General features: G+C 40.5%; 17 protein-coding genes and 1 pseudogene. 7 read left to right on the top strand and 11 right to left on the bottom strand.

The genetic code is table 11. The annotated features are described in order from the left end of the window. Positions 1-6 precede the first annotated feature (6 nt). Positions 7-501 carry a hypothetical protein gene (locus QOW94_RS07280; protein WP_283679692.1) on the bottom strand — a complete coding sequence of 165 codons (495 nt, stop codon included), beginning with the start codon at positions 499-501 and terminating at the stop codon, positions 7-9. Positions 502-663: 162 nt separating this feature from the next. Between QOW94_RS07280 and QOW94_RS07285 the strand changes: the two genes are divergently transcribed. Next, positions 664-1,332, top strand: a complete 669-nt coding sequence (locus QOW94_RS07285; protein ID WP_283679693.1) for a type 1 glutamine amidotransferase — start codon at positions 664-666, stop codon at positions 1,330-1,332. Positions 1,333-1,490: 158 nt separating this feature from the next. On the opposite strand, the gene QOW94_RS07290 is transcribed toward QOW94_RS07285, so the two are convergent. From QOW94_RS07290 to lepB, 4 genes are all read right to left on the bottom strand, one after another. Then, positions 1,491-1,892 carry a type II toxin-antitoxin system death-on-curing family toxin gene (locus tag QOW94_RS07290; protein WP_283679694.1) on the bottom strand — a complete coding sequence of 134 codons (402 nt, stop codon included), beginning with the start codon at positions 1,890-1,892 and terminating at the stop codon, positions 1,491-1,493. Then, the gene (locus tag QOW94_RS07295) at positions 1,876-2,127 is read right to left on the bottom strand and encodes an AbrB/MazE/SpoVT family DNA-binding domain-containing protein (protein WP_283679695.1); all 252 of its coding nucleotides are present in this window, start codon (positions 2,125-2,127) and stop codon (positions 1,876-1,878) included. The genes QOW94_RS07290 and QOW94_RS07295 overlap by 17 nt, the downstream gene beginning before the upstream one ends. A gap of 256 nt (positions 2,128-2,383) precedes the next feature. Further along, a complete protein-coding gene (locus QOW94_RS07300) occupies positions 2,384-3,223 on the bottom strand; it encodes a hypothetical protein (protein ID WP_283679696.1) in 840 nt (279 codons plus the stop codon). 24 nt (positions 3,224-3,247) lie between these two features. Next, the gene (gene lepB / locus QOW94_RS07305) at positions 3,248-3,823 is read right to left on the bottom strand and encodes a signal peptidase I (RefSeq protein WP_283679697.1); all 576 of its coding nucleotides are present in this window, start codon (positions 3,821-3,823) and stop codon (positions 3,248-3,250) included. A gap of 116 nt (positions 3,824-3,939) precedes the next feature. Between lepB and QOW94_RS07310 the strand changes: the two genes are divergently transcribed. Then, a complete protein-coding gene (locus QOW94_RS07310) occupies positions 3,940-4,458 on the top strand; it encodes a 2'-5' RNA ligase family protein (RefSeq protein WP_283679698.1) in 519 nt (172 codons plus the stop codon). Between the two features lie 3 nt (positions 4,459-4,461). Here the strand turns inward: QOW94_RS07310 and QOW94_RS07315 are convergent, their stop codons facing one another. Then, positions 4,462-4,905, bottom strand: a complete 444-nt coding sequence (locus tag QOW94_RS07315; protein ID WP_283679699.1) for a GNAT family N-acetyltransferase — start codon at positions 4,903-4,905, stop codon at positions 4,462-4,464. A gap of 171 nt (positions 4,906-5,076) precedes the next feature. Here QOW94_RS07315 and QOW94_RS07320 point away from each other — a divergent pair, with 171 nt between their 5' ends. Both QOW94_RS07320 and QOW94_RS07325 read left to right on the top strand, forming a co-directional pair. Beyond that, entirely contained in the window at positions 5,077-5,346 is a 270-nt protein-coding gene (locus QOW94_RS07320; protein WP_283679700.1) for an ACT domain-containing protein, read from the top strand. A gap of 11 nt (positions 5,347-5,357) precedes the next feature. Continuing rightward, positions 5,358-6,701, top strand: a pseudogene (locus tag QOW94_RS07325) (PFL family protein). A gap of 93 nt (positions 6,702-6,794) precedes the next feature. On the opposite strand, the gene QOW94_RS07330 reads toward QOW94_RS07325, so the two are convergent. From QOW94_RS07330 to QOW94_RS07340, 3 genes are all read right to left on the bottom strand, one after another. Then, positions 6,795-8,615 carry a S53 family peptidase gene (locus QOW94_RS07330; protein WP_283679701.1) on the bottom strand — a complete coding sequence of 607 codons (1,821 nt, stop codon included), beginning with the start codon at positions 8,613-8,615 and terminating at the stop codon, positions 6,795-6,797. Positions 8,616-8,709: 94 nt separating this feature from the next. Then, on the bottom strand, positions 8,710-9,141 hold the full coding sequence (locus tag QOW94_RS07335) for an Rrf2 family transcriptional regulator (RefSeq protein WP_283679702.1): 432 nt from the start codon (positions 9,139-9,141) through the stop codon (positions 8,710-8,712). Positions 9,142-9,154: 13 nt separating this feature from the next. Further along, positions 9,155-10,012 (bottom strand): NAD(P)H-binding protein, encoded by an 858-nt coding sequence (locus QOW94_RS07340; RefSeq protein WP_283679703.1) that lies wholly within the window; start codon positions 10,010-10,012, stop codon positions 9,155-9,157. Between the two features lie 210 nt (positions 10,013-10,222). Here QOW94_RS07340 and QOW94_RS07345 point away from each other — a divergent pair, with 210 nt between their 5' ends. After that, positions 10,223-11,260 carry a zinc-binding dehydrogenase gene (locus QOW94_RS07345; protein ID WP_283679704.1) on the top strand — a complete coding sequence of 346 codons (1,038 nt, stop codon included), beginning with the start codon at positions 10,223-10,225 and terminating at the stop codon, positions 11,258-11,260. 221 nt (positions 11,261-11,481) lie between these two features. On the opposite strand, the gene QOW94_RS07350 is transcribed toward QOW94_RS07345, so the two are convergent. Both QOW94_RS07350 and QOW94_RS07355 read right to left on the bottom strand, forming a co-directional pair. Next, positions 11,482-12,021 (bottom strand): biotin transporter BioY, encoded by a 540-nt coding sequence (locus QOW94_RS07350; protein WP_283679705.1) that lies wholly within the window; start codon positions 12,019-12,021, stop codon positions 11,482-11,484. Between the two features lie 331 nt (positions 12,022-12,352). Next, a complete protein-coding gene (locus tag QOW94_RS07355; protein ID WP_283679706.1) occupies positions 12,353-13,495 on the bottom strand; it encodes a YhgE/Pip domain-containing protein in 1,143 nt (380 codons plus the stop codon). A 126-nt stretch (positions 13,496-13,621) separates the two neighbouring features. Here QOW94_RS07355 and QOW94_RS07360 point away from each other — a divergent pair, with 126 nt between their 5' ends. Together QOW94_RS07360 and QOW94_RS07365 are read left to right on the top strand one after the other, a co-directional pair. Next, positions 13,622-14,212 (top strand): TetR/AcrR family transcriptional regulator, encoded by a 591-nt coding sequence (locus QOW94_RS07360; RefSeq protein WP_283679708.1) that lies wholly within the window; start codon positions 13,622-13,624, stop codon positions 14,210-14,212. A gap of 296 nt (positions 14,213-14,508) precedes the next feature. After that, positions 14,509-18,324: a DUF5695 domain-containing protein gene (locus tag QOW94_RS07365; protein ID WP_283679710.1), complete on the top strand. Its 3,816-nt coding sequence runs from the start codon at positions 14,509-14,511 to the stop codon at positions 18,322-18,324. Positions 18,325-18,467 lie beyond the last annotated feature (143 nt).

Consider the following 18,467-nt stretch of genomic DNA (forward strand, 5'->3'; position numbering starts at 1 on the left):
TTAAACTCAGCGTCTTGGGTTAGGGGGGGGTAACTTTCGCTTGGCTCGTTCAGCGTTTAATGCTTTTATAAATTCATTTCTATATTCGGTTAGTGAAAAGTGGCTTAGGCTCGACTTGGAGGACTTAGTCGACTTCACCCGTTTGATGGTATCAGCCTTCTTAACGTACTTCGAAGCGACATAACCCTTTACCTTGCCGTTTTGTGACCTAAGGTACTTGTAAATGGCGTGCTTACCACTTGCCAGTTTGACTGTGACGGTCTTACCAGTCGTAAATACAGTCTTTTTGTACTTAGCCAGATTGTGATTTTTCTTGGTTAATTTATAGTTAGTGTACATTGGGCCTTTGGTTGCCTTAACCTTGGTGGCGGGGGAAAACGTTTTTACCTTCACTAGTTGGGCAGGCTTGGTTTTGGCACTTGCGCTATCGGTGGTAGTATAAAAGCCGATACCAAGAGCTAGTCCGCATATGATTCGGGTAATTATTCTGGTTGTCAGCATTAGATTGCCTCCTTCATGCTGGATAAATATGATTGTTAGGTTTAAAATTCTGCCGTTAGTATACCATTATTGTTAATCCGATTCACGAACGGAGTATCCAGTTGCGATTCTTGGTGGCTGGTGTATATTTATGAATAGAAAATGGAAAGTGGAGGTTTCATCATGAGAATCAATGTTTTGCAACACACGCCAAATGAAGGCCCTGGGGCGATTCAAAGCTGGTCAAACGACAATGGTCATGAGATGTATGTGTATCATCCTGCCCAGTTCAATGGTGTCTTGCCAACGGCTGATGAGACCGACATGCTAATAATTCTAGGCGGACCAATGAGTCCAAACGATAATGACGACTGGATTCTAAACGAACGAGAATTGATCAAGGAACTACTGTCTCGCGATACGCCGATGTTTGGTGCTTGTTTCGGCGCTCAGCAGATTACCAAAACCCTTGGCTACCCAGTTACCAAGGGGCCCAAGGAAGTTGGCTGGGCCCCAGTTTACCTTCAAAATGATGTGATACCGAACTTACCTGATGAAGTTACAGCATTGCACTGGCATGAGGAAACGTTTGAGATTCCGGAGAACGCACAGTTACTATTCTCAAGTGATTGTCTAAAAAACCAAGGATTTGTGATGGGGCATCACGTAATCGGGTTGCAATTCCATTTTGAACCACTAGCAGACAATGTTCGCGAGATGGTGGTGAATGATGGGAGTTATACGAAGGGAAGTTTGCTGAATCAAACGCCGGCTGATATTCTGCAAGTGAAAGTGCCGAGTGAGAATAAGCAAGTGATGTATAAGTTGTTGGATTATATAAGTGAAAGGTGAGTGCTGATAACGAAGATGCCAGGACGTACCTAGGCATGTCAAAAAAGCAATGAAAATTATCATTGCTTTTTTTGCTCATATCCAAATTTTTGCTACACTTCATATACATCTAGTAATGTTCCATAATTTTATTGATTACCTATATTTAGTTATCTTACTTAATTAGTTTTATTTTCAGTAATATGGCTCGCAAATTTATCAAATACCAAGTCGTGGTTAAGGGAAGAATCCTCGGTTTTTGCTACAAATAATGCCAATTCCTCGATTTCTTTATTGGTAAAAGTTAAAACCATGTTGTTCATTGTAGTCATAAGGTCGGCGGCAAGTACTGCAGTCCTCTTGTTGCCATCTTCAAATATATGGAGTTTTATAATTTTGATAAAAACTATTCCAACTTTTTGATGAAAGGTTGGATAAAGTTCTTTTTTTGAAACAACTTGTTTTGGCAGTGTTACTAGTGAGTTCAATCCTTTAGGGTTTCGAATGAACGGAGTTTCGCCACTTTCGAGGATAATAGCAGTATTAATGGGCATTATTTCTTGCTCAGTGAGGTACTCCATTTTGGTCTCCTTCCTTCAAGGCATTTAGAGCATCTTTATATTTATTCATACTTTCAGCTAACATTGCTTCAAAGTTTTCAGGTAATTGCTGAGTTGGTTTGATTTGAATTCCATCCTTGTTTTTGGAAATTGAAACTCGATCTCCTTCTGAAAGATTCAATTCCTTTAAGACTTTTGATGGTATTACGACTCCATTAGAGTTACCGATTTTTATAACCTTTTTTATTGAATCCATGGTTAAACACCTCTTTTATAAGTAACTATATTATAACGTAATAACGTAATTACATTTTTACACAACATAATTTGAGATAAGGGGAAACCAGTTTACTTTAAAATTTTTATAAATGAAACGAAACAAAGAGGCGAAAAATGAATAAGTATATGAAACCACCCGGTAAAAGTTAGATTTATGTCTAACTCGTACCGGGTGGTTTAAGTTTAAGAAAATGAAATTATCACTATTTTTTGGTTGTTATTGTGATATTTCACTAATCTCCATTATTCTGATATGGAATTGGCAATGTGTAATACCTATACCCACCAAACTTATACATGCTGGCAGTTTGGGTGCTTCTACCAACGTATTCGTAAGGCGTGTGTAAGTTTTGAATTGTTAGCCGATACCTGTAATTACCAGTTGATCTAACCTTCTTGTCATTCACACCCTTCAGATTATTTCTGAAGTAGAAGTAAATCTTACCGTTCTTACGAATGGTTTTTCTGATTTTTGCAAACGAAGTTGGTTTTTGACGGTAAAGCCATCTACCATCGTAGCCTACCAATTGTTTGCCCTTATACTTATAGAATTCTGCAAATCCATCAGAGGTAAACTTGATGGCGTTTTGCTTGAGCTTAGCTTTTGAACCGTTGATTGCCTTGTCCTTGAATTGAGCAGGACCACCAGTAACAAAGACGTTATTGTTATATGGGGTAACCATATAACTTGGCGTTTTAACCCTGGTGTAGCGAGACTTCATATAAGTTTGCCAGGTATTAAACTGGTGCCATGGTTTGGCAAAACCTTGTTTTTTTAATAGGTAGTAACTTAAATCTGGACCCATATTTTGTAGAGCGTCAAGGGTTTTGCTAGCACTGTCACCGGAATGAAAACCACTGATAATGGTTCCCTTTGGTAGAATGATTTTTTTACCTTTGAAGGGACCAGCCTGGGTATTCTGATTGTACCGATAGTATTGGTTTGGTTTCGCAGTGTTGGTGATAAAGCTACTCTTAATCCGGTGAAAGTCACCCGCGTGAGCAGGCTTAGCTGGAATGGCAAATAATGCCATTGCTAAAGCACCGATAAAAATACCAGTTGTTTTTTTCATTGTAATATCTCCCCCAATGATTAATTATTGCTTAGATGCGTTGACTAACGTTGCGTTTTTGCTAAATGGCAACACCTTCATTACACCGACAATTTTGTTCTTAGGAACAAAGCCCCAATAACGTCCGTCCATTGAAATTGAACGGTGGTCACCTAGGACAAAGTACTTACCCTTTGGCACGACCGTCACTCCGTTATCACGGGGCCACGATTTAGAAAGGGAGTGGAGGGTCCAATTGCCGGTTCCGGTAGTTCGTTGGTATTTGCCGATGTAGCCTTGATAAATCTTTTTATGGTTCACATAAATGTTACCATTTTTACTCTCAACTGTATCTCCAGGCAACCCAATCACCCGTTTCACGTAATCGGTATGTTTGTGAACGCTGGGATCTTCACCGTTAGCGTCAAAAATAATGACAGAATTATGATTGATGGCTGTGGGTTTGACGGCAACCCCCAGTTGTTGATTTTCCAAATTTGGTTGCATGGAATTACCATCGACCCGAATGGGTGTCATGACGAAATTGTTGATGACAAGGACAAGAGCTACCGCTACCACGATTGGGATAACGTAACTCATAATGCTTTTTATTGTTTTCATTAAAGTAGCCTTTCATAGTTATGTATTTAGCATAGGTTGATTATACCAACCTCAACGTTGAACTTTAAGGGGGAAAGTGTAGAATGAAACTAAAATTTAAGGTGTGGGGTGATTAAATGCAATTAAGGTCCGTCTTGATGTTTCCAAAGCTTGATGATTCAAAAACGATAAGTGATTACCGAACTCGCTATGATGACTTGGTAGAGCATATTCGTCCCCACGTTCAATTAGTGTTTCCGTTTGAAAGTGAAATGAGTGACCAACGAATTGGTAACGCCGTGGCTAAAGTAATCGAGCGGGTTCGACAAATGAAGGCGGTGTTGGGGGATGCGTATACAATTCCCAGCGCTAGGACGGTTGAGGTCGAGGTATTGTTGGTGAAGCAGGAGATTATTGATCTTCACGACGCTTTGTATAAAGAACCTGAGTTTGCCAAATTTCTCAATAAACAAATTCCGTACCGGCCTCACGTGACGATTGCCAGAAATGTAACTGATTCAGAGGCAAAACAAATCGTTAAAAAGTATAATGCTGAGGGAAATCGCCAGGAGATGATCATTGATTCGGTTTCAATTGAGAGAATCTTGGAGAATGGTGATTCAGATGAATTCTTCAATCATGAATTAGGTAGTTAAGAACTAAATTTTCATTGTATATCCCACTTCACCAGTCTCGCCATCAATTTGTTTGCTAACTATTTTAAATCCCAGGCGTTTGTACAATTCAAATGCCCTGGGATTTTTTTCGTATACGTGGAGGGTTAGCGTTTTATAGTCCGCAATTGCCCGCTTGAATAGTGCAGTCCCAATCCCATTATCACGATACTTACGGTCAACAAATAGACCAGCGGCGTAAGTATCAACAATTCCCAGAAAGCCAACGATTTGGCTGTCAATAGTGGCCGTGTAAACGACTGATTCCTGAATTGCGTGACGAACCTCGGTGATGGAGCTAATCCAATAATTGCGGTCAATAAACGAATGACCGTCGAGGTTCCCCGCTAGCCAAATGGTCATGATTTGATCCATTTGAACTTGGTTGAGCGAGTTGGGCCGACTGATTTGAAACTGAGTATTTGTCATTGTAATTTTCCTCCTTGCATAGCTAAGTATATCGCAGAGTAAAGTTTTTATATAAAACACGGACAATAAAATTATATTTGTTAATAAAGTTTGGCTTTAATTGCTCATTTGCTTGCTTTAGTGTAAAATCATACCAACACTTAATAAAATACGAATCGTGAAAGGATTATTATGAAAGCAATTGTTACCGTAATCGGTCATGACCAAGTTGGCATTATTGCCAAGGTTTCTCAAAAACTAGCAGATCTACAAGTAAATATTATCGATATGTCACAAACTCTGATGCATGGTGATTTCACCATGATGCTTAACGGTGAGTGGGACGAAACCACAACCTCGTTTGAACAAGTGAAAGCTGGATTGAAGGAAGTTGCTGATGAAACTGGATTAACAATCAATATCCAACGCGAAGAATTGTTTGACGCAATTCAGAAATTATAGGGGGTGCCGGTTTGGAATCAAAACAAATTATCGATACCATTCATATGATTTCTGAAGAACGACTTGATATTCGGACGATTACGATGGGAATCTCTTTATTTGATTGTATTGACAGTGATGGGGCCAAGGCTCGTCAGAAGATTTATGACAAACTAACTACGTCTGCTCAGGACTTGGTTAAGGTGGCTGACCAGATTGAGTCAGAATACGGAATTCCAATTGTGAATAAACGACTTTCCGTAACCCCAATCTCAATGATTGCGGCCGCATGTCATGATGATAACTACGTCGAATACGCAAAGACGATGGAAAAAGCTGCAGAAACTGTTGGCGTTGACCTAATTGGCGGTTTTTCGGCCTTAGTGCAGAAGGGGTACCAAATTGGGGATGAAAAGCTGATTGCTTCAATCCCGGAAGCTTTGAGTGAGACCAGTCGGGTATGTAGTTCAGTTAATGTTGGTTCAACTCGTTCTTGAATCAATATGGATGCCGTTCAGCAGATAGGTAAAGTAGTTAAGGACTTAGCTGAGATTGACGTTGCTAGCTGTATGAGTTTGGTAGTCTTTGCAAACGCCGTTGAGGACAACCCATTTATGGCAGGTGCTTTCCACGGCGTTGGTGAAGCTGATAAGGTAATCAATGTTGGTATTAGTGGCCCAGGAGTTGTGAAACGGGCATTGGAAAAGATTCCTGGCGCATCAATGGACGTTGTTTCTGAAACAATCAAAAAGACTGCGTTCAAGGTAACTCGAATGGGTCAATTGGTTGGAAACGTGGCTGCGAAGGCTTTGAACGTTCCGTTTGGAATTGTTGATCTATCACTAGCTCCAACTCCATATGAAGGCGATTCAGTTGCCGAAATCTTGGAAGAGATTGGTTTGGAAAGTGTTGGTGCACCAGGAAATACTGCTGCATTGGCAATGCTTAATGACGCCGTTAAAAAGGGTGGCGTTATGGCCTGCGAACGGGTTGGTGGTTTGTCAGGGGCATTCATTCCGGTGTCTGAAGATGCAGAGATGATTCGGGCAGTTGAAAGCAGTAATTTGAATATCGAAAAACTAGAAGCAATGACCGCAGTTTGTTCTGTCGGCTTGGACATGATTGCCGTTCCTGGCGATACGTCAGCTGAAACGCTGAGTGGGATGATTGCTGATGAAGCAGCAATTGGCGTAATCAATAATAAGACGACTGCGGTCCGGGTGATTCCAGCAATCGGCCAAACGGTAGGTGACTACGTGGATTTTGGTGGGATATTTGGAAAGGCTCCAGTAATGCCGGTGAATACAAATAGTCCGGCGAAGATGATCCATCGTGGTGGTCATGTGCCGGCACCGATTCATTCGTTTAAGAATTAGATTGTTTATATCAAAAAAGCGGTGACAATTTCAAAAAATGAAATTATCATCGCTTTTTATTTTACGTTCAATGAAGCATTTTTAAGGGAATCCTTATTTACTCTCCCCCAACTGCTGATACAGTTTTTGGTAGTTAACAGTTCCTAATCCAGTCGCCTGGTTGTACAACTTACCTGGCTGACCGGTGTAGTACAGGTTGTCATTATTGTCCGCATCATCCAGCACATTCATTGGTGAATCGGTCGATTGGGCCATTCGATAAATTTGGGGATTCAAGAAACCGACGTTTTGTTTTAACCCACTATTCAAGACGGCGTTTGCTCCGGCCATTTGGGGAGCTGTAAAACTAGTTCCACCTGAGACCATCCATTCTTTAACGGGGGTCTTTTTTAATTTACCCTTACTTACTGAAAGGTTAGTTCCTGATACGTAAACGGCGTAACCGGTCTGCTTATCAGCGTTCCCGGAAATATCAGGTAGGTTCCGACCTGACCCAGTTCCAAATATGATGTGAGGATTTTTGTTAAGAACCATTCGTCCCTTTGAATACTTAATGTAGTCGAGGGCTCTGAAGGTGTTTACGCCTGGCACGCCAACTTGAAACCGCGGAGTAGGGTCGAGGTTTGAAAAACCACCGCCACCGCCAGGAAATGCACCCGCTTTTTCGCCTTGTTTGCTGATGGCAGCTAGGCCACTCCATGCCCGTTCCTTAGATACAGTTACCAGCTTTCCGTTTATCAGTTTTTGGTATGGCAGGGTCGTTCCCCCAACTGAGGTTAGGTATGGCGAAACGGCAAGTAAGTGGTTCTGCTGTTTCATTGGTTTTTGCCAAGGGCCAAAGTCACCACTAGCTGCATAGATGGTTTGGCCTTGGGCTGCTGCTTGTTGGAAAATCAAATTAAGAGCGTCGTTATACTGGTTCAAAGTTTCACTAGTTCCTGAGAACCACTTTGAAGTAATGTCGATGTTTGGGGCAAAACTGGTACTGAGTTGTTTGGCATCATTATCGGCAATAGCTCGGGCAAACGCACCGAAGAATAATTCTGAGCCAAACGTATTGTCATCAACCGAGTTAGCAATGTAGGCTGTCACCTTCGCGTCTGGCGCAACCGCTCCAGCTTGGTCGACGTCAAGGGTCGCTTCGGTTTGAGGCCCAGTCCCCTGATCAAGAATTGTGTCGGCCTTCTTCTGGGAGTCGTCCGCATATACGCGTTTGATTCGAGAAGTATCAGCATTAACGCCACTTTGAAGCCAGAACTTTTGCACATCACTATTCTTGAACGAAGCGTTGGTCATGATGATTCCAATATTCTGATTAGCTCCTGTTGCCCCTTGATTGTAGACCTTATCTAATTGGTAAGCCTTGGCAAACTTGTTAGCTCCGTATTTATCGGAGAACCTAGTTGGTGAAAAACTCAGATTGGGCTTTTCAGAACTAGTATCAACATCAGAACTAAATAAATTTTTATGACTGCTCTTGGTGGAAGTGAGCCCAATCACGCTTTGAACTTTGCTAGCCATTGACTTTGGTAGGTTAGTGTCAACACGGTTAGTTTTCTTGACCAGTTTTGCCTTGAAAGCCTTATTAAGATTGGTCTTTGATCCACGAATCTTCATGACTAGGTTACCACTCAGCGGGGTGGCACTCACTTTGTACTTCTTAAAGTAATTTTTGAATGAACTGATTGTTGTTGACGTTGCTCCAAATTTGTTGGCAAACTCGTCCCCTGACAAATACTGATGATAGTTCGCTGACGCTGGATCAACGGTATCGTAAACGTAGTCTGTCAACTCGCCACTGTTTGTTGGGTTGAAAACAAGGCTAACGGTGGTTTTTGACTGAGCCGCCACTGACAGTGATCCTGCAGCGAACATTACCGCTCCAGCTAAAAATGACAACATTGCTTTTTTCATTGAAACTCCCCCAATATCTAAAAGTAAGTTCGTATTCTTAACTACCATTTTACCATTACTATTGCTGAAACGACGGGCGGAACGCTGACAATATCTAGTTTGATTGTGAACTTCTGAGGAGGATGCCGTCAATAATGCTCTGCAAACTAATCTTGTGCATTTCATTATTAGCGGCATTCTGGACTTGTTCATATGCCTTGGTAAGGGTATCTTGAATGTTTGCGCCAATGACGCAGTCAGGATTCGTAGCATCATCTACGTGTAGGATAGGCGTACTCCCCTCGATAATTTGATAAATGTCTAAAAGAGAGATGTCTTTAGCACTTCTGCTTAATTTGGGTGAACTTTTTCCAGCTTGAGTGGTAATTAGACCTGCTTGAGATAATTCAGACATCATTCTTCTAATCAAGCTAGGATTAGATTCGATACTACTTGCAATTGTTTGACTGGAAAGGTTTCCGCCTTGGTTGATCTCAATAAATGCCAGTATGTGGACGGCATCACTTAGTTTGTGCGAGTATTTCAAAATAGACCACTCCTTACTCTGAAAGAACTTCCCTAATAGCGTTGGGAAGTGGAGTGAGATCATGGCCAAGGATATCGGTTAAGTCGTTTGTATTTTCATCCAAATTCCCTTCACGAATCAATGTTTGAGTCATTGTGATAAATCCAGCAGTTCCTTCATCAATCCCAGCATTGATGAGGCCCTGTTTATATTCATCATCGGTTACTTGATTTACCTTAAAGTCGGTTCCAAAGGCTGCCTTAATTCCAGTAAATAATTCAGGGTAGTTTCTAGAATTACCAGCAAATTCATAGATGGGCTTGGGAGCATCCTTCAGCAAAACGTTAATTGCAGCTTCAGCGTACTCTCGTTCCAGTGCCCAGCCAGCCTTGCCGTCCTTTGCAGAGTAGTTGATTGTTTGAGCCTTGCTTCCAGCAACCAGAAAGCTAGTTTCGTTTTCTAAGTACCAATTATTTCTCAGGTTAGAATGAGCGATACCACTGTCGGCTAACATTTTTTCCGTTGCGACATGATCGGCTGCGAGTGGGGTATTAGCATTTTCTGCTTGAGGAAAACTAGTATAGGCGATGAATTTAACTCCGGCTTGTTTAGCGGCTTCGATTACATTATGATGTTGATTTTGGCGGGCAATTTTGCCACCGGGTACGGATGAAATAAATAGAAGCTTGTCGATTCCTTCGAATGCGTTAGTTAAATCGGCAATGTTTTCATATGTAGATTGATGAATTCCAATACCAGCTGGTAATTTGTTCTCTGCTTTTTTAGGGTCGCGAACGATAGCGATAATGTCGCTGGGGTCTACCTTTGTGGCTAAATAATTAGTTGCAAAAGTACCAAAGTGACCGGTAGCTCTGGTGATTCCATATTTCATAATAGATGACCTCTTTATTTAAAGTAATTACGTGTTACTTTTTAGATAACATGTTACTTACATAGTAACAGCATTTCCCACTAAACGGTAGAATACTTTCAAATTAATAGCCAGGAGATAACTGAATTTCATAATTCTTTTATTGACCTCTAGTCCACTCTAAGCGTTACCATGATAAGTGTAATCAAATTATTTGAGGAGGAATTAACTATGAAAGAAGCCGTATTTGCCAAACCAGGTGAAATGGAAATTAAAGATACCGAAATTCCAACCATCCAACAACCAGGGGACGTAATTCTTAAAATCGTGCGGACCTGTGTCTGTGGTTCAGATCTCTGGAATTACCGGGGAATTAATGAAGTCAAACCAGGGGAAGAAAATTCCGGTCACGAGGCTCTTGCCATTGTTGAAAGTGTTGGTAGTGATGTGACTACTGTCCAACCAGGAGATTTTGTAATTGCGCCGTTTACTCATGGATGTGGTCACTGTGCCGCTTGTTTGGCAGGATTTGACGGTTCATGTCTTAACCATCAAGATAACTTCAGTGCGGGAGTTCAAGCAGAGTACGTTCGATTCCAGCACGGTCAATGGGCATTAGTTAAAGTTCCAGGCAAACCCGAGGATTACAGCGAACCAATGTTGAAGTCATTATTAACTTTGGCTGATGTTATGGCCACTGGCTACCACGCTGCTCAAGTTGCTAATGTTTCCAAGGGTGACACAGTTGTCGTTATGGGTGATGGTGCCGTTGGTTTGTGTGCAATCATTGCAGCTAAAATGAAGGGTGCCAAGAAGATTATTTCAACGAGTCGGCATGAGGACAGACGAGCTCTCGCTGAGGAGTTTGGAGCGACTGATAACGTTGCAAGCCGTGGTGATGATGCCATCAAGGAAATCATGGACCTTACTAATGGTCAAGGAGCTGACGCCGTGCTTGAATGTGTTGGAACTGAACAATCGACTGACACGGCTTTACAAGTTGGCCGTCCTGGTTCGGTCGTTGGTCGAGTGGGGTTACCTCATACTGCTAGCCAAGATATGACCGGATTGTTTTACCGGAACCTTCAGGTAGCCGGTGGACCAGCTTCAGTAACTACGTATGACAAACGGGAGTTGTTGAAAGCAGTCCTTGATGGTGAAATCAACCCAGGTAAGGTATTTACTAAGACCTATTCACTTTCAGAAATAGACCAAGCATATAAAGATATGGATGACAGAAAGACAATTAAATCGTACGTTGTAATGTAAAAAGGCGGTGGGACAGAAAGCATACGAAGATGCTTTCGTCGTCCCACCCCCGCAAGACCAACAGTAACTGAGAACCATGAATAATGGGTCTCAGTCCTGATGGATACTGCGTATAGCAAGGATTTGGATAAAAGCAAAAATGCAATGATAATTTTCATGAAAATGAAATTATCACTGCATTTTTTCGATATGATTATTTATGTTCCAGCTTCTTTGTCTATTTAAACCACTAAATGATTATGCTTTCTAAGTCTTCTTGCCAAAATTACCGCAATCCCTGATTTGATCGTATCACCGGGAATGAATGCTAGCCCTGAAATTAAAGCGGTAGTCAGTGGAATGTGGTTAGTGACACTAAGCCAGACAATTCCAAACAGATTCATGACTAGAACCCCGGCAATCCAAACGATTAGCCATTCTGACCACCATTTGGTTGTTGCTTGTCCTAGTTTTAGAGATAATCCAACTAGAGCGGGAGTGAATAACCACGCTATTAAGTAACCGGCAGTTGGCCCAACGAAGACCGCAATCCCGCCAGTCCCACCTGATAGGAATGGAAAACCGATGGTAACAAGTAACATGAACAGCCAGACGGAAAGGGTCCCAATCTTAGGTCCAAACAATTCACCAGCGAGGACGATTCCTAGGTTTTGAAGCACGATGGGAACGGGAATGAATCCGAGGGGAATTCCAGGTACTAACCCAAGGACGATAATAACGGCCGTCATTAGGGCGGTAAGGGTAATTTCTTTAACTTTCATTAGTCACAATCCTTTACGACGTTGATTGTTTAATTGTACAAGCAATTGAGAAATTAGTAAATGGCGTAAACAAATTTGACTATTTGGAATTAGTTGGAAATAAAAGGCGGTGAGACAGAAAGCATACGAAGATGCTTTCGTCGTCTCACCCCCGGAAGGCCAACAGTAACTGAGGGTCATGAATAATGGGCCTCAGTCCTGATGGCTACTGCGTGTATCAATAATTTGGATGAAAGCAAAAAAATAACGATAAATTTCAAGAAAATGAAATTATCGCTACTTTTTTCGATTTACCTAGTTATGTCCCATGCTTTTTTTATTTAGATACTACTTAAGCTTTTAGCTGACGGTTTTTCTTTGGTGAGAATGTTTCAAGGAAGAAGAGTACAGCTCCGGTGACCATCACAATCAGTAAATGAGTAGTGGCTGAGTTCCAGAGACCTGAATGGTAGTAGAGCATACTTCTAGTTCCGTCGTACAGGAACTTCATTGGCAACCAAGGAAGAACGTAGTCTTGGTAGAAGTGAGGAAGTAGTTGTGGTGCTAGTGTCATTAGTGGAATTGAGAAGAACAGTAATAGGACAAATATGATTATGGCAGGAAAACCGAACCATGATATGAATCCTGAGAAGAGCATGATGAATGCGAATGAAGCGATTGATAGGAAACTGGCGATTTGAATAGGATCGCTGAAGTTATATCCCAAGATCCAGGTTACGTACCCGGTAGTCAGTGAGCCAATCAAGAGGGCAATGATGGCTGCCCCAACAACTTGTGCCGATTTAAGACCAATGATGTGTTTTCTTGACCGCCACGACTTTCTGTCATTTACCGCAAAGTACAACATTAAGCTTGATACTAGGCTGGTAAGCCAGATTGGTTGAAAGAATACTGAACTGGCAGAAGCTAATTTTGAATAAGAATGGGTGACAGTAACCTTTGGGATAATTGGATTTGCTAGTTTGTTAATGGTAGCTGCTGGTAATTGAGCATGAGCAGCGGTCAACTTACCGACGATTTGGCTTCGCATTCCACCACCTATTTTAGTAACGATGGTAGTCAGAATGGTTTGAACTGAGGTGGCAAGGGTACTGTTCTTTTGTTTATTGATTAGGACTTGAACTGTGGCTGATGTAGCTTTGGGGTTCGAAACTAATGTTGAAATCTTCTTTGAAAAATTCTTTGGAATAACGATAGTTCCGTAGTAGTGTTGCTTGTTCATAGCAGCCTTTACGTCTCTTTTACTATCGAGTTGCTTCCAGTTAAGAACTTGATCAGACTTACTTGATTTGTTTGAGGCAACCTGGATTTGTTGGACAACCTTTGATCCTAACTTGCCTGTATCTTCGTTGACTATGGCAACGGGAATATCCCGTGGCTTTGACTTAGCGATTGGAATCTGAACCGATACCATTACTAGAGTCAAAATTAATGAAGCAATAATTGCTAACCAGAAAAATTTATTTTTAAACATTTTGAATACCTCCTGAATATTGAACACTGTGTTGCACTTATCTCCACAAAAGAATATACTCTGCTCACGGAGTTAAAGCGATAGTCAAAATGAATCAAAGTGTTACATTTTCAAAAAGGAGAAATCATGGGGTACGATAAGAAAAACGAAGAGACTAACAATAAAATAATTAAGGCATTTCTAGATACGTTGGCTGAGAAGTCATTCGAAGAGATTTCGGTTAGAGATATTTCGACAAAAGCGGGTGTCAATCGAGGGACGTTTTACCGCCACTTTTTAGATAAGTATGATTTGCTTGATAAAATTGAAGATAGATTTTTACAGGTGTTGGAGCAGATTCCCCGAGGATTTATTAATCGAAATATCCCAGATTCACAAATGAAAGCGAATTTAAGAGACTACTTACGGTCACTTTTTGTTATCGTTAAGGATAATTCGGAGATGTTGGCTCGGTTATTTAGCGATAATGGTGATCAGCGATTTAAGACGAAGTTTAAAGATCACTTGGCTGAACGAATTAGAACTGGTCTCAATCATACGGTTAATGCTGAAAATACCCTTAATCTTGATTTAGCAATTGAGTTTATAAGTGCGGCTGATACCGCAACAGTGGAATATATCATTGACCATCCTGAACTAGATAGTGATGAAATCTTTAATACGTTCTTTACACTATTGGTAAATGGACCGTTGAGTACGCTGTCGGAGTATTGGTAACTATTTATAATATTTTAATGGTAGTTATAAAAAGTAACATAAAGGGCCTGAATTTTGCCATTCTGACGGGAAAATTTGGCCCTCTTTTTGTCCAAAAAAATACCTGTTCGTCATAGAAAACGGTTTCATTTTATAAAAAATACCTCACTTATTTGATTCTATTTAGACGAGTAGATTGATATCATCTTTATTGAAAACGATTTCATAAGTTGGCTTAGGAGGAGTGCTTTTAAAAAGCAGTAGCAACTTGGCGATTGTTTACTTTTTTTAGGGGAAAAGGCAAGGAGTAGGTAGAAATGAAAAGAAGATACAAGGTAATTGGTGGTTGTGCGACAGTACTTGCAACGACGATTCTATGCTTGACTGCGATGCCAGCCGCTATGGTTAGTGCAAGCTCAGAATCGCAACAAGCGACAGCAAGCGCTAGTGTAAATAATAGTGGTAAACAGTCTCTCAACGGGATAGAAGTTGATAAGAATGCTACTGTTACCAAGAACAATGATGGTTATATCCTCAACAATGACAAGTTTAAGGTTGAAATTGGTGGCTCTGGTGAAATCGATGGTTTGTACTTAGCCAACGATGCATTTGATACTAACTATGTTATGAACTACAAGGATAACCCTAAACAAAATAATGCTGCTCATCAATGGATGGGTGAATTGATGTTCAGGACTAAAAAGGGCGACGCTAACTCAACGATGCCTTGGACGAAAGAATATACATCTCAATCGCCAGTATCAGTTAGAAAACTGAGTGTAAATAATAATTCTGTTGTGGTTACGTACACACCCAATTCTAGTAGTACTACTGGTGATGGAATTAAAAACATGGTAGTGACAGAAACCTATACTTTAGACGCCAGTGGTCATCTTCACTGGGGCATTACACTAAAAAATAATACTAAGGATAAGTTGACGGTCGGGGACTTTGGATTACCAATGCCATTTAGAGAGTACTGGCATTACAAACCAACAAATGGTAAGTCACAGCTTGATATGGCTTATGAAAACTCAGTTATTTTCCACAGCTTTGTTGGCCAAAACTCATCGTACATTTATACAACCAGACCAAGTGGAATTGGGAATTTTTTGACTTTCACTCCTGATCAATCAACGGATGCAAAGTTAGAATACCAGGATCACTGGGAAGATGATGGTACTAAGACTACGGATGAAAAGCAATGGAGCATGCCAAGGTTTGGTGCTAATGTGGCTGGTACTACTGGCTGGGATAATGGCTTAAATGTGTTCTATGTTAACTCAGAGGCAATCAGCCCAACTGGTAATCGAGGCTATTTACCAAGTACCGCAACGGTGTTGAATCCTGGCGAGAGTAAGACATACGCTTTCAACTTTAGCGCGTCTGACTTGCAATCTAATAAGCAAACAACTCATCAAACGAATAGCAACTCAACAGCTGTTTCAGGTGATATGACAAGTACTAAATATGAAACTAACTTGAAGAAAGCGTTGTACGATGAGGGATTAGTTGATGCGGTTTCAGTTCCAAGTATGGTTTTGACCAAGGACTCAACTGGAATTGCAAAGGGTCAAATGTATCTTCATACTAAGGTGCCAAAGGATAAAATCAGCTTTAGTTTCCAAAATCAGCACAATGATGAAGTTTCTAAGCAAAAGAGTTCTGATCAAAACAAAATTAGTGCTGATGGATTATCAGATGAATTAGGAACTGCCACTTATAAAAAGACAGTTACTAAAGATGGTGAAAATTACTACATTTACGATATTGCGTTTAAGGCCGAAGGTCGTAACAATATTATTGTGAATTATGAATTGAACGGTCAAGCAAAAAAGACAACGTTACAGTACGATGTTTTACAAAATCCTGAAAAATCGTTAGAAAAACACGCCCAATTTCTATTGAAAACTCAAATTCAAAATTCAGGTAAATTCAACGACCAAATTTTTGATGACTGGTCGATGGATAAAAAAGCAACTGTAAATGACTTCACCACCGCTTACGGTGGCTGGGGTGATGATTGGGGCTTGACTCACGGTCTCTTCCTTGCGGATATGAACACAAAAATTCCTAATAAGGACCAAGTTCAAGCCCTTGATAAGTACTTACACACTGGAATTTGGGATAACTTGATGAAAAATCATCATAGTGACTATGGTGTTCCAGATTGGTTACGTGAAAAGAACGATAATCTTTCGTACACTTGGCGTTCATACTCATATATTCACATTTATAATACGTTCTATGAGATGTATAAAATTGCTAAACAGAATCCAGATTTGATTAAGTATGATGTTAGCTCATACCCAGTTGCCAAAGATAAAGATGTTAAAAATGCAGCCGATGCTTATTTGAAGATGGCCTACAATATCTTCAAAGCTTGCTACACTAATAGCGGAATTAGATATAAAGATGATGGTTTGATGGGCGAATCAACAGTTCCTCAATTTATTTCTGCTCTGAAATCGGAAGGGATGACTGAGCAGGCAGGTAATGTCGAAAATTGGATGAAGCAAAAGTACACCACTTATACTTCCCAGAAATATCCATTTGGTTCAGAAATGAACTACGATAATACTGGTGAGGAATCTGTATACATGCTTGGTAATATGTATAATGACAAGCGACTTATGGCCATGGTAGATATGAAAACAAGAGCGGATCGTGGTGTTCAACCATTGTGGTATCAATATGGCGTTCCTGTAACGATTGATGGTGAAAATTGGTGGCAATTCCAGTACACGACATCACTTGCAGATACAGCAATGAACAATTGGCTAGTTTCTCAAGATAATGGTTTAACCGCTGATCAAAGAGGAATTGCTCAACGTTCAAATTACGCAGCTAAGTTGGGTAACTTAACTCAAATTAACACTGGTCAAATTGATTCTGATCAAGAAAACAATGGTGCTGTTTCATGGACTTATCAGGCTGAGTTAGGCAACTGGGCACAACCAAACCAAAACTCAGTTGCTAAGACCGGAGCTGGCTCTCTTCATAATGGTTGGAGACAAACATCTGGTGAAGGGGACTTGGCACTATTTGGAGCCCTTCAAGTTCTTTCCGCTGATGTCGCAACTGACCCAATTTTTGGAACTGTTGGTTACGGTGCTAACGTTAATAGTACTGATAAGACTTACGAAATCACACCAGAAGATGGAATGAGACAAAAACTTAATTTGATTGACTCTCAAACCGCCTACGAATTTGCAGGAGACCGTTATACAAAGGCTGTTACTAACAAAGATAATTCTGCAATCCGGTTCGATGTTGAAAATGTTACGAGAAAAGATCATACGTTACAATTGAAAATCACTTTACCAACCGCTACTGGTACTCAATATAACGTCCTCTGGAACGGTAAAAAGGTTAGTGAATTTAAGCAGGATGATACAGATAAAACCATCGATGTTAAGGTTGGTACTGGTAATGGACAATTAGAAATTGCTAAGCCAGGCAGTTCAATTGAACAATCAACTAGTGGTACAGGTAACGGGTCGACGGTACCTAGTGGATCAACTAGCAGTAGTAGTTCACAGATTGACTCATCACAGGTAACTTCTTCATCTTCATCTGCAATTAATAGTTCAAGTTCAGATGCTAATGGGAATCAGTCTAGCAGTAGTGTGGATAACAATACTGTATCAAAAGACAAAGGTTACAAAAAGGGAACGATGTTGTACGCAACTAAAAAAGTTCGTCTTTATAAGGGAACCAAGTTCGATAGCTCAACTCGAATTGTAACTTATAAGAAGCAAAGTCGGACTAAACGACCTGAATTCAAAGTAATCTCTAAAACTAAGAATGCTAATGGGGTTGCTCGCTATAAGGTCGTTGATATGAACAAGCATACTAAGAACTATAAAAGGACGGGTTACATTACCGCAAGTTCTAAGTATGTTCAACCACTTTACTATCAATCATTAGCTAAGCATCATGTAAAGGTAATCTCAAAGACTGGAATTAATTCATACAAGAGTAAGAGTTTTTCCGGTAAGGTTCATCATTACAAATATGCAACTAAGCTCAAGGTTAAGAAGATTGTTAAAACCAAACTAAGAACAACATTTGTTCTAAATAATGGTAAGTTCATTACCGGTAACAAGAAATTTATCATGGAAATCAACTAAGTATAAGAAAAAAAGAGGAACTTAGTCAAATCGTATTGATGAAGTTTCTGAAGCATCGCCGAAAGGTGATGCTTTTTTTGTCTAATCATGAATCAATCTGATTCTGATGAATAAATGGGCCATATTTTTAAAGCCATAACAAC

It is taken from the genome of Lentilactobacillus sp. Marseille-Q4993, from assembly GCF_951230165.1.
Taxonomy (GTDB): domain Bacteria; phylum Bacillota; class Bacilli; order Lactobacillales; family Lactobacillaceae; genus Lentilactobacillus.

Excerpts from the sequence above, each read along its gene's own strand:
- QOW94_RS07315 (WP_283679699.1), bottom strand. The coding sequence starts at position 4,905 with ATGACAAATACTCAGTTTCAAATCAGTCGGCCCAACTCGCTCAACCAA.
- QOW94_RS07280 (WP_283679692.1), bottom strand. The coding sequence starts at position 501 with ATGCTGACAACCAGAATAATTACCCGAATCATATGCGGACTAGCTCTT.
- QOW94_RS07310 (WP_283679698.1), top strand. The coding sequence starts at position 3,940 with ATGCAATTAAGGTCCGTCTTGATGTTTCCAAAGCTTGATGATTCAAAA.
- QOW94_RS07340 (WP_283679703.1), bottom strand. The coding sequence starts at position 10,012 with ATGAAATATGGAATCACCAGAGCTACCGGTCACTTTGGTACTTTTGCA.
- QOW94_RS07360 (WP_283679708.1), top strand. The coding sequence starts at position 13,622 with ATGGGGTACGATAAGAAAAACGAAGAGACTAACAATAAAATAATTAAG.
- QOW94_RS07350 (WP_283679705.1), bottom strand. The coding sequence starts at position 12,021 with ATGAAAGTTAAAGAAATTACCCTTACCGCCCTAATGACGGCCGTTATT.
- QOW94_RS07365 (WP_283679710.1), top strand. The coding sequence starts at position 14,509 with ATGAAAAGAAGATACAAGGTAATTGGTGGTTGTGCGACAGTACTTGCA.
- lepB (WP_283679697.1), bottom strand. The coding sequence starts at position 3,823 with ATGAAAACAATAAAAAGCATTATGAGTTACGTTATCCCAATCGTGGTA.
- QOW94_RS07320 (WP_283679700.1), top strand. The coding sequence starts at position 5,077 with ATGAAAGCAATTGTTACCGTAATCGGTCATGACCAAGTTGGCATTATT.
- QOW94_RS07330 (WP_283679701.1), bottom strand. The coding sequence starts at position 8,615 with ATGAAAAAAGCAATGTTGTCATTTTTAGCTGGAGCGGTAATGTTCGCT.
- QOW94_RS07290 (WP_283679694.1), bottom strand. The coding sequence starts at position 1,892 with ATGGAGTACCTCACTGAGCAAGAAATAATGCCCATTAATACTGCTATT.
- QOW94_RS07295 (WP_283679695.1), bottom strand. The coding sequence starts at position 2,127 with ATGGATTCAATAAAAAAGGTTATAAAAATCGGTAACTCTAATGGAGTC.
- QOW94_RS07285 (WP_283679693.1), top strand. The coding sequence starts at position 664 with ATGAGAATCAATGTTTTGCAACACACGCCAAATGAAGGCCCTGGGGCG.
- QOW94_RS07355 (WP_283679706.1), bottom strand. The coding sequence starts at position 13,495 with ATGTTTAAAAATAAATTTTTCTGGTTAGCAATTATTGCTTCATTAATT.
- QOW94_RS07300 (WP_283679696.1), bottom strand. The coding sequence starts at position 3,223 with ATGAAAAAAACAACTGGTATTTTTATCGGTGCTTTAGCAATGGCATTA.
- QOW94_RS07345 (WP_283679704.1), top strand. The coding sequence starts at position 10,223 with ATGAAAGAAGCCGTATTTGCCAAACCAGGTGAAATGGAAATTAAAGAT.